Source organism: Aminobacter sp. P4_D5 (assembly GCF_056401815.1).
Window position 1 is genome coordinate 1 of record NZ_JBFUIP010000180.1, and the last position, 10,941, is coordinate 10,941.

At 62.7% G+C, this 10,941-nt stretch carries 11 protein-coding genes; 9 read left to right on the plus strand and 2 right to left on the minus strand.

The genetic code is table 11. The features are described 5' to 3' along the window. Positions 1 to 94: 94 nt before the first annotated feature. The 8 genes from speB to AC1DWF_RS26480 all read left to right on the plus strand — a co-directional run bounded on the left by speB (position 95) and on the right by AC1DWF_RS26480 (position 7,408). A complete protein-coding gene (gene speB / locus AC1DWF_RS26445) occupies positions 95 to 1,156 on the plus strand; it encodes an agmatinase (RefSeq protein ID WP_476781427.1) in 1,062 nt (353 codons plus the stop codon). Between the two features lie 94 nt (positions 1,157 to 1,250). Continuing rightward, positions 1,251 to 2,054 carry a transporter substrate-binding domain-containing protein gene (locus AC1DWF_RS26450; RefSeq protein WP_476781426.1) on the plus strand — a complete coding sequence of 268 codons (804 nt, stop codon included), beginning with the start codon at positions 1,251 to 1,253 and terminating at the stop codon, positions 2,052 to 2,054. Positions 2,055 to 2,057: 3 nt separating this feature from the next. Further along, positions 2,058 to 2,726, plus strand: coding sequence for an amino acid ABC transporter permease (locus tag AC1DWF_RS26455; protein ID WP_476781425.1), 669 nt, complete (start codon positions 2,058 to 2,060; stop codon positions 2,724 to 2,726). After that, entirely contained in the window at positions 2,723 to 3,370 is a 648-nt protein-coding gene (locus AC1DWF_RS26460; protein WP_109575783.1) for an amino acid ABC transporter permease, read from the plus strand. Before AC1DWF_RS26455 ends, AC1DWF_RS26460 begins: the two co-directional genes overlap by 4 nt. 70 nt (positions 3,371 to 3,440) lie before the next feature. Further along, positions 3,441 to 4,529: an ABC transporter substrate-binding protein gene (locus tag AC1DWF_RS26465; RefSeq protein WP_476781423.1), complete on the plus strand. Its 1,089-nt coding sequence runs from the start codon at positions 3,441 to 3,443 to the stop codon at positions 4,527 to 4,529. A 193-nt stretch (positions 4,530 to 4,722) separates the two neighbouring features. After that, positions 4,723 to 5,760: an ABC transporter ATP-binding protein gene (locus AC1DWF_RS26470; protein ID WP_476781422.1), complete on the plus strand. Its 1,038-nt coding sequence runs from the start codon at positions 4,723 to 4,725 to the stop codon at positions 5,758 to 5,760. Continuing rightward, entirely contained in the window at positions 5,757 to 6,611 is an 855-nt protein-coding gene (locus AC1DWF_RS26475; protein WP_476788262.1) for an ABC transporter permease, read from the plus strand. The genes AC1DWF_RS26470 and AC1DWF_RS26475 overlap by 4 nt, the downstream gene beginning before the upstream one ends. Continuing rightward, a complete protein-coding gene (locus tag AC1DWF_RS26480) occupies positions 6,608 to 7,408 on the plus strand; it encodes an ABC transporter permease (RefSeq protein ID WP_476781420.1) in 801 nt (266 codons plus the stop codon). Before AC1DWF_RS26475 ends, AC1DWF_RS26480 begins: the two co-directional genes overlap by 4 nt. Before the next feature lie 171 nt (positions 7,409 to 7,579). Here the strand turns inward: AC1DWF_RS26480 and AC1DWF_RS26485 are convergent, their stop codons facing one another. Both AC1DWF_RS26485 and gcvA read right to left on the minus strand, forming a co-directional pair. Next, the gene (locus AC1DWF_RS26485) at positions 7,580 to 8,983 is read right to left on the minus strand and encodes an MATE family efflux transporter (RefSeq protein WP_476842228.1); all 1,404 of its coding nucleotides are present in this window, start codon (positions 8,981 to 8,983) and stop codon (positions 7,580 to 7,582) included. A gap of 196 nt (positions 8,984 to 9,179) precedes the next feature. Beyond that, positions 9,180 to 10,073: a transcriptional regulator GcvA gene (gcvA, locus tag AC1DWF_RS26490; protein WP_476842229.1), complete on the minus strand. Its 894-nt coding sequence runs from the start codon at positions 10,071 to 10,073 to the stop codon at positions 9,180 to 9,182. 411 nt (positions 10,074 to 10,484) lie between these two features. Here gcvA and AC1DWF_RS26495 point away from each other — a divergent pair. Further along, a partial coding sequence (locus AC1DWF_RS26495; protein WP_476842230.1) for an HAD family hydrolase occupies positions 10,485 to 10,941 on the plus strand: 457 nt, incomplete at its 3' end.

Sequence of the window (10,941 nt, forward strand, 5' to 3'; positions counted from 1 at the left end):
GCATGCGGGGAACACGAGGTATCAGGCTGGCCGCCGGGAGCGGACGGCTACAGGCGATCGCCCGCATTGCCGTCTCGGACCACAGGAGGAAATCATGGGTTTCGACGTCAAAAAACTTGACGAGCTGCGCAAGAAATATGGCGAAGGCCATGGCGGCGATCTGTTTGACCCAAAATTCCGCCGCGTCGCCGACAAGATCTTCAACAAGGCCGGCACGCGGCTTGCGCCCTATTCGGGCATCCCGACCTTCCTGACCGCGCCTTATCGGGAGATCGACAACGATAACCCGGATTTCGGCGACCTGCAGGTGGCGATGATCGGCGTGCCGATGGATCTCGGCGTCACCAATCGCCCCGGCTCGCGTTTCGGTCCGCGTGCGCTGCGCACCATCGAACGCATCGGGCCCTACAACCACGTGCTCGACTGCGCGCCGGTGCAGGAACTCAGGGTCGCCGACATCGGCGACGTGCCGTTCCGAAGCCGCTACCGGCTCGAGCTCAGCCATGAAGACATCGAGCGCCGCATTGGCCAGATCGTCGACGCCGGCGTTGTGCCGCTGTCGGTCGGCGGCGACCATTCGATCACCCATCCGATCCTCAAGGCGGTCGGCAAGAAGCGCCCCGTCGGCATGATCCACATCGATGCCCATTGCGACACCGGCGGCGCCTACGATCTCACCAAGTTCCACCACGGCGGCCCGTTCCGAAATGCGGTGCTCGACGGCGTGCTCGACCCCAGCCGGGTGATCCAGATCGGCATTCGTGGCTCGGCCGAATATCTGTGGGAGTTCTCCTACGAATCCGGCATGACCATCATCCACGCTGAAGAGGTGACGGGCATGGGCATTCCCGCTGTCATCGAAAAGGCCAAGAAGATCGTCGGCGACGGCCCGACATATCTGTCCTTCGACATCGACAGCCTCGATCCGGCCTTTGCGCCCGGTACCGGCACGCCGGAAGTCGGCGGGCTGACGACGCGTGAAGTGCTGGAGATCGTGCGCGGTTTGAAGGGCCTCAACCTTGTCGGCGGCGATGTCGTCGAGGTCGCGCCGCAATACGACTCGACCACCAATACGGCGCATGCCGGCGCCCAGGTGCTGTTTGAGATCCTGAGCCTGATGATGTTCAGCCCCTTCGTCACCAACAAGGGCGCATAAACAACAACAATTTCGACTGGCCGCTGTTTGGGAAGCAGCGGCCAGGTGCTAACGAGACTGTTCAACAAGCAATCATTCCAGAGGGAACCACGACATGAACATCAAGACGATATTGCAATCGACGGTCGCCGCTCTGATTGTCGCCGGCACCGCCGCCTTTGCGGTGCAGCCGGCCAATGCCGATGCGCTCGAAGACATCGCCAAGGCAGGCCAGATCAATGTCGGCGTCTTCGCCGACTTCCCGCCCTTCTCCTCGGCAAGCGCCGACATGAGCCTCAAGGGCTATGACATGGACGTGGCGCAGGCGATCGCCGACGCGCTCAAGGTCAAGCTCAATCCAGTGCCGGTGACCGGCCAGAACCGCATTCCCTACCTGACCGACAAGCGCGTCGATTTGCTGATGAGCGTCGGCTACTCCAAGGAGCGCGAGCAGGTCATCGACTTCGCCGCCGCCTACGCTCCTTACTACATCGCCGTGATCGGCCCCGCCGAGATGAAGGTAGCAGGCAAGGACGACCTCGCCGGCAAGTCGATCGCCGTCAATCGCGGTACGCTGGAAGACACCTCGCTGACCGAGGCCGCGCCCGCCACCGCCGACATCAAGCGCTTCGACAACTACAACGCCGTCATCCAGGCCTTCATCTCCGGCCAGACCCAGCTGATGGTGGTCGGCAACGACGTTGGCGCCCAGGTGCTGGCGCGCCAGGAGGCGCTCAAGCCGGAGCAGAAGTTCCAGCTTTTGACCTCGCCGTCGCATATCGGCCTCAACAAGAGCGAGGACGGTTTGAAGAAGGTGATCAACGACACGGTCGCAGCGATGCTTGCCGACGGCCGTCTCAGCAAATCGTCCGAGGCATGGCTGAAGGTGCCGCTCAACCCCGAGAACCTCAAGGATTGATCGGTGAGCTACAGCCTCGACTTCGGCTGGCTTGAAGGGGCACTGGGCGCGATCGCGCGCGGTGCCGCCATGACGATCTTCCTGATCGTGGTGACGACGCTGGCCGGCACGGTGATCTCCGTGCTGGCCGCCGCCGGCCGCCGCAGCGGTCCGCTGTGGCTCAAGCGCGCCATCACAGTCTATGTCGAGGTGATCAGGAACACGCCGTTCCTGGTGCAACTGTTCTTCATCTTCTTCGGGCTGCCGGCGATCGGCATCAGGCTCGATCCGATCGCCGCGGCCATCCTGGCGATGACGCTCAACATGGCCGCCTACACCACCGAGATAGTAGGTGCCGGCCTCGACGCGGTGCCGAAAGGCCAGCGCGAGGCGGCCTTTGCCTTGGGCTTGCGGCCGCGCCAGGTCTTCGTCAAGATCGTCTTGCCACAGGCGTTGAAGGTCATCTTCCCCGCCTTGACGAGCCAGATCGTGATCATGATGCTCGAGTCTTCGGTCGTGTCGCAGATCGCAGTCAGTGAACTCACCTACGAAGCCGACATGCTGCAGGCGCGGACTTTCCGCCCCTTCGAGACCTATTTCGTCGTCGCCATGATCTATCTCGGTCTTTCGATCGCGCTGCGCCGGCTTCTGGTCGGCATCGGCCGCCGTACGCTGTCGGCAGGCGTGTCATGATCGAATTCACCTTCTGGGATATCCTGCGCAACCTGATCTTCGCCACGCGCTGGACAGTGCTTTTGTCGATCGCGGCCTTTGTCGGCGGCGGTATCGTCGGCATCGCCATCCTGTTTCTGCGCATCTCCAAGGGCAAATGGAAACGCCGCTTTGCCAGCGGCTACATCGCGCTGTTTCAGGGCACGCCTTTGCTGATGCAGCTGTTTTTGATGTTCTTCGGCCTGCCGATGCTCGGCTTCCGCATCGAACCATGGACGGCGGCCGTACTCGGCCTGACCTTCTTTGCCAGCGCCTATCTCGCCGAGATCTGGCGCGGTGGTGTCGATGCCTTGCCGCGCGGCCAATGGGATGCCGGTGCAAGCCTCGGCCTGCACTATGTCCAGGAGCTGCGCCTGATCATCCTGCCGCAGGCCTTTGCCATTACGCGCGCGCCGGTTGTCGGCTTCCTCGTCCAGCTGATCAAGGCAACCGCGCTGACCTCGATCATCGGCTTTGAGGAATTGCTCAGGACCTCGAACGCCATCAACAACGCGACATTTGAGCCGTTCACCGTCTACGGGCTGGTGGCAGTGATCTTCTTCGTGCTTTGCTACCCCCTCACCCAATATGCCCGTTCACTGGAGGCCCGCGCCGCAGCACGCTGACACGAGCCTCCGTCATAAAAAAATCATGGGAACGTCCGGCAAAAGCCGGCAATAAATGAGGAGAAGACCGATGAAAAAGATACTGAACACCCCAATCAGCCGGCGCGCCGTGCTGGGCGCCGGTGTGGCGTCGGCGAGCCTGCTTGCCATGCCATCGATCCTTAGGGCGCAGGACAAGTCGATCAAGATCGGCGTCTATGGCGGCTACTTCAAGAAGTCGTTCGACGAGCACATCTTCCCTGAATTCACCAAGGCAACCGGCATCGCGGTGGAATCCATCGCCGAACCGACAGGCGAAGCCTGGCTGGTGCAGCTCGAACAGGCGGCCAAGGCAGGCCAGGCACCTGCCGATCTTTCGATGATGTCGCAGATCGCGATGCTCAAGGGCCAGTCGACCAATCTGTGGGCGCCGCTCGACCTTGCCAAGATCAAGAACAGCTCGAACCTGATCGAGCATTTCGTCAACAAGTATCCAGACGGCCGTGTCGCCGGCATCGGTGCTGTGGCCTGGTACATCACGCTTGTCACCAACACCAACGTCTTCCCGACCGCGCCCGACAGCTGGGCGGCGCTCTGGGATCCGGCGAACGTCGACAAGCTCGGCCTTCTGGCGCTGGCTTCCAACTCTTTCCTGCTCGAAGTGACGGCAACGACATTCATGGGCGGCACCAAGGCGCTCGACACCGAGGAAGGCATCCTGAAGGCGCTGGACAAGCTCGCCGAGGTCAAGCCGAACGTGCGGCTGTGGTATCGTGACGAGGCGCAGTTCGAACAAGCTCTGAAGTCGGGCGAAATCCCGATGGGCCAGTATTACCACGATGTTACCGGCCTGGCGGCGGCAGAGGGCCACCCTGTGCGCTCGACCTTCCCCAAGGAAGGCGGCATCCAGGATTCCGGCTCGTGGGTTCTGTCGCGTGCTTCGAAGAAGACCGAGGAGGCGCATGCCTTCATCGATCACATGTGCCAGCCAGCCGTGCAGTCGCTGATGTCGCGCAAGGTCGGCACCGCACCGACGGTCAAGCGCGATCTGCTCGACCTGACGCCGGAACAGTTCGCCGCCGTGTCGTCGGACATTCCGCCGATCATCCCGCGCTATGACCTCTACACCACCAAGGCCGACTGGATTAACCAGAAGTGGACCGAGCTGATCGTTGGGTGACCTGTCTTTCCTTCTCCCCGCCCGCGGGGAGAAGGTGGCGCGCCCCTCGATTGAACTCGGGAGGCCGGATGAGGGGCAGAGCCAGCGCGGCAAGGCTCGCACTGCCCCTCATCTGCCTTCCGGCATCTTCTCCCCGTAAACGGGGAGAAGAGACGCTTTCCACAACGCCGCTCCAACATTTCGAGGGCCCCTCATGTCCGGACTTGAGCTTAAGGACATCACCAAGACCTTCGGCAACTTCAGGGCGGTCGATACGGCCAATCTGTCGGTGCCGCATGGCAAGTTCGTCTGCCTGCTCGGGCCGTCGGGCTGTGGCAAGACCACGCTTTTGCGCATGATTGCCGGTCTTGAGGAGCCGACCAGCGGGGAGATCCTGCTCGACGGCACCGACATCACGCCGATGCCGACGCACAAGCGCAATCTCGGCATGGTGTTCCAGTCGCTGGCGCTGTTTCCGCATCTGTCGGTCGGCGACAATATCTCCTATGCGCTGCGCATCCGCGGCGCCTCGCGCGAAGACCAGAAGAAACGCTCCGACGAGCTGCTCAAGCTGATCGATCTGCCCGGCTTCAGCGACCGCCCGGTGGCAAAGCTCTCCGGCGGCCAGCGCCAGCGCGTGGCCATCGCACGTGCGCTTGCGCTGTCGCCAAAACTGTTTTTGCTCGACGAGCCGCTGTCGGCGCTCGACGCCAAGCTGCGCGAGGCGATGCAGGTCGAATTGCGCCAGCTGCAGCAAAGGCTCGGCATCACCACCTTCGTCGTCACCCACGACCAGCGCGAAGCCATGACCATGGCCGATCTTGTCGTTGTCATGGGCAACGGCAAGATTCTCCAGGCAGCTCCGCCGATCGAAATCTACCGCAAGCCGGCAGACGCGTTTGTCGCCGACTTCATCGGCATGACCAATCTGCTCGATGCGAGTGCCGACCGGCTTGGCCGCGTCTCCGTGCTCGGCCACGCCATTCCGCATCTGACGATGCCAGAGGGCTTGACCAAAGCCTCGGTGTCGATCCGCCCCGAGGACGTGCAACTGGGCCCGGTCGGCGGCGATGCGATCGCAGGCACCGTGACCTTCGTGCGCGACCTCGGCGGCACTATCGAGACCTTCGTCGAAGCGGGTGGCAAAACCATCGTTGCTGTCGCCACGCCGCGCGAACGGCCCGAGGTCGTGGCCGGCCAGCAGGTTGGCCTGATCCTGCCGGCGGAAGCCTGCGTGGTGCTCAAATCATGAAACGTGAGGCGCCGAAATCGATCGCCGACTACAGCCCGCTGTTTTTTCCCGGGCTGATGCTGATCGTCTTTTTCGTCGTGCCGTTTTCGACGATGATCGCGGTGAGCTTTTTCCAGCGTGATCCCTCGGGCTTCTACACGCCCGATTTCGTCTTCACCAACTATGCCCGCTTCCTCACGCCGTTCTTCGGCAAGGTGCTGGGCTTTTCGCTAATGCTGGCGGTGATGGTGGCGATCTGCTGCGTCGTCATCGCCTTTCCCTTCACCTTCCTGCTCACCAAGCGGCCGCGCAAGGTGCAGACGATCTGGCTGGTGTGCCTGCTTTCAGTGCTGTCGCTGTCGGAGGTCATCATCGGTTTTGCCTGGTCGACGCTGTTTTCGCGCACCGCCGGCATCACCAACCTGTTCGTCGCCATCGGCCTGATGAAGGAGCCGGTGGCGCTGCTGCCTAGCTTCTGGGCGGTGCTGACCGGCATGGTCTACCAGGCGCTGCCCTACACGATCCTGGTGCTTTATCCCGCCCTAGTCCGCCTCGACCCGACATTGCTGGAGGCCGCCCGAACGCTCGGTGCGTCGCCGGTCAGGGCTTTCCTGAATGTCGTGGTGCCAGCACTGCGCAACACCATTGTTGCGACGCTGATCATGGTCTTTGTCTTTGCGCTCGGTTCGTATCTGTTGCCGCAGATCCTTGGCCGGCCCTCGCATTGGACGCTGTCGGTGCTGATCACCGACCAGGCGATCTACCAGTCGAACATGCCGTTCGCTGCGGCGATGGCGGTGTTTTTGGTGCTGATGTCGCTGGCTCTTGTCGGCTTGACGCTGCTGGTCGGACGCAGGGAGAACGCGCTGTGAAACAGACCTTCCTTCGCCGGCTTTATTTCGCAGCCGTTGCCCTGTTCCTCGCCGCACCGCTGATCGTCGTCGCAGGCGTTTCAGTCAACGAAAAGCAGGACCTGGCCTTCCCGCCCAAAGGCTTTTCGCTAGCCTGGTACGCGCAGATCTTCGCGGATCCCGAATGGCGCAAGGCGCTGATCGCCTCGCTGTCGCTGGCAGTGACCGCCGCCGCACTGGCGGTGGCCATCGCCTTGCCGCTGGCCTGGTTCCTGTGGCGGCGCATAGCGCCCTGGGCGAACGTGTTCCAGATCCTCGGCCTCGCACCGTTCATCCTGCCGCCCGTCATCACCGCGCTCGGCATGCTGACGTTCTGGGCAACGACCGGCTTCTATGGCCAGCCATGGACGGCCGTCATCAGCCATGCGATCTTTTTCGTCACGCTCCCGCTGGTGACGCTATCGCTCGGCTTCGCCTCCATCGACCGCTCGCTGGTCGAGGCGGCGGCGACGATGGGCGCCGACGACCGCACGGTGCTCAAGACGGTGGTGCTGCCGCTGATCCGGCCCTATCTCGTCTCGGGCTACGCCTTCGCCTTCGTGCTGTCGCTCAACGAATACATCGTCGCCTACATGACGATCGGCTTCACGCTCGAAACCTTGCCGATCAAGATCTTCAACGCTCTGCGATACGGCTACACGCCGACGATGGCCTCGGTGTCGGTGTTCTTCGTGGCGGTGGCCGCTCTGGTGTTCGGACTGATCGCCAGGTTCGGCGACATCAGGAAGCTGCTCGGCGCAATGTCGTCGGAGAGCTGAGAGGTGCGGGAGCGAACCGCGCTCGTCATCCCGGAAAGCGCAGCGTAGCGAAGCTTATCCGGGACCCATTGACCAGTGCGGCCGTGCTCCACGTTGGCCGTGCCAATGGGTCCCGGGTCTCGCTGCGCTCGCCCGGGATGACGCGCGTCGTATGGCGTGCCCCCCTAGACTTCACATCACCGGCCGGCCCATCAGCCCGAGTTTTTCGCGCCTGAGCCAGCGCCACAAAAGCAGCACCGACACCACAGCGAGGCCGGCAGACAGGCCGATCCAGATGCCGACGCCATTGACGCCGAAATGGAAGGCGAGCACCGCGCCGAGCGGTAGGCCAACGCCCCAATAGCCGATCGCCGCATAAATCATCGGTACGGTCGTGTCATGGAGTCCGCGCAACATGCCGGCAGCGACAGCCTGAGCGCCGTCAACGATCTGAAACAGTGCCGCCAGCGCCAGGAACGAGACGGCAAGGCCGATGACGACGGCGTTGGCCGGGTCGTTGACGTCAATGAAGGCGCTGATCAKAAGATGCGGCCATAACAGCATGATCAGTGCCGTCATCGTCATGAACGAGACGCCCATGACATAGGCCGTCCAGCCGGCGCGGCTGACGCCCTCGGAATTGCCAGCACCATAGGCCRGGCCGACGCGCACGGTGACGGCCTGGTTGAGGCCGAGAGGCACCATGAAGCTGATCGAGGCGATCTGAATGGCAATTGCGTGTGCTGCCAGCGACGGCGCATCGATCAGGCCCATCAGCAACGCAGCGGCGTTGAAGATGGTGACCTCGAAGGCGAGGATGCCGGCGATTGGCAAGCCAAGCTTGAGCAGTCCGACAAAGCGCGGCCAGTCGGCGCGCCAGAAGCGCCCGAACAGTTGATAGCGCCGGAACTTCGGCTCAAGCGTCACCACGGCGACCATGCCGACGAACATCAGCACGCTCGACAGCGTGGTCGCGAGCCCCGAGCCAGCGACGCCCATGGCCGGAAAGCCGAGATGGCCGAACATCAGGGCCCAGTTGGCAAGCACGTTGAAGCCAACCGCTGCGAAGACGATCGCCAATGCCCAGCCGGGACGCTCGAGCGCCGAAATGAACGAGCGCAGTACGATATAGCCGTAGAATGGCAGCACTGCCCATTGCAGCCAGCGCACATATATGCCGGCCGTTTCGGCAAGCGCCGGCTCCTGGCCCATCGCCTTGAGGATCGCCTCGGCATTCCACAGAATGATCCAGATCGGGATCGAGACCAGGATGGCGAGCCAGAGCCCCTGGCGCACTGTGCGCCTGAGGTCGCGCACCGAGTGGCGCTTGCGGCCCAATTCTGTGGCGATCATCGGCGAAGTCGCCAGCATCAGGCCGAGCCCGAAGATGAGCGGCGCGAAATAGAGGTTGGAGCCGAGCGCGCCGGCGGCGAGCGCGTTCGATCCGATCCGGCCCATCATCATGACGTCGGTCGCGGTCATCGCCGTCTGGCCGAGATTGGTCAGGATCATCGGCCACGCAAGCGCCAGCATCGCCCGAATCTCGTGACGCCAAGGACTTGCCGGTGATTGCGCGCCGGTTTCGTTCGCAGACATTATTTTCGTCTTTCGTGCCGATATCGCGAGAAATGCCGCCGATGTCGGGCGATTCGGCCTCAAAACGTTTGGTTTTGCCTCGCCTTGGTCCGCTTTTTGCAGCAATCGGGCTGAAGAGGCAAGCCATGAGGGCGGCCAGGCATTGAGCCAGCGCGGTTGTTGGGATGACCCTGCGAGGGTTATGTGCCCGTTGCCGTCAGCATTCCGGGCAACCCATCTCGGATAGAAGCCAGTCGCGGAAGGCGCGGATCTTGGGCACGTTGCGGCGTGCCTCGGGATAGACCAGCCAGTAGGCGTCTTTGTCGTCGCCAAGCAGATCGAAGGGCTGGATGAGACGGCCTTCGGCGAGTTCTGCGGTGAAGAAGGTGCGCGTCAGGATCGCCACGCCCTGGCCGGCCATCGCGGCGTTCGCCTCGTAGGCTTGCGAGCCCATCGAGGTGTCGGGCCGTCCTTCCAGGCTGTCGGTAGGCACGCCAGCCAGCGTGAACCAGCGTTGCCACCAGACATCGCTGGGATCGAGGATGCGCAGCTTCAGAAGGTCGGCGGGTTCCTTGATGCCGCCGATGCTGTCGGCCAGCATCGGGCTCAGCATGGGCGCATACTGGGCCCGAAACAGCAGGTGGGTGACCAGCCCGGGCCAGTTGCCGTCGCCGGAGCGGATGCCGATGTCGACCTCCTCGCGCGAAAAGTCGACCAGGTGGTTCGATGTGTCGAGCCGCACCGCGATTGCTGGATGGCGAATCTGGAACGAGCCGATGTGCCGCGCCAGCCAGTTGGAGGCGAAGGTGAGCAAGGTGGAGATGCAAAGCGTGCCGCCCGAGCCGGCGCGGGCGGTGGCATAGGCTTCGCTCAGGATGTTGAAGGCATCTGTGACGGCGGGTGCGAGGCGGCTGCCGGCGTCGGTCAGTACGACCTGGCGAGGTTTGCGGAGGAACAGCGGCGCCCCGACGCGTTCCTCCAGCAGCTTGATCTGATAGCTCACGGCAGCCTGGGTCATGCCGAGTTCAGCCGCAGCCTTGGTGAAGCTTGAATGGCGGGCGGCGGCCTCGAACACCCTGATCGCGRCCAGCGGCGGCAGCTGCATGTTCATGATATCGCCGTCCTATGCATAAGGGCTCTTAATGGATCCAGATCGACGTTCGATTGGAATTGCTGGGCTTCCAGGACCAATATCTAGGTCAACGCATTAGCGTCTTTCAAGTATCAGCGGAGGTCGACGATCATGAACACGGCACRGGCAAGTCTCATTCATCGCGAACCGGTTTCCCTCACATCGCGTCTGGCGTCAGTCTTTACTTGGCGCACGCGCCGGCGCGTACTTGATTTCAGGGACCTGCCGGATCACCTCAAGCGCGACATGGGTTATCTCGACGGCAACGACCCTTGCGGCCGGCATCTTTGAAAGAATACCGCATGAGCACGTGTTTTCCTCTATCATATGACCGGTTCAATTCCGCCGCCAAAGCTCCTATGAGCAATGGGGTGAACAAGGACCGGTCATATGATTCCGAAGGCAGTGTACTGGGATATGGACGGCACGCTGATCGACAGCGAGCCGCTGCACGAAAGGGCGCTTGTGGCGGCCCTGCGCAGCGCTGGAATCGAGCCGCCGGCTGACCTGCATGCGCGCGTCGTGGGTCAGGCGGYGCGCCCGGTCTATGAGGTGCTGCGGGAGCAGTTCGGCCTTGGTCTCGAATTCGATGAATGGATTGCGCTCAAATACGATCACTATATGGGTCACGCGCCAAGCCTTCTGCCGCGTGATGGCGCCATGGAAATCTTTCGCGACCTGAAGGCCAGGGGCGTGGTGCAGGCAATCGTGTCAAACTCAGACCGCATGGTGGTCGAGGCGAATTTGCGCGCAGTCGGCATCCACGAGCCGACGATGAAAACAATCAGCCGCAACGATGTACGCAACGGCAAGCCCGATCCCGAGCCTTATCTGCGCGCGGCATGGC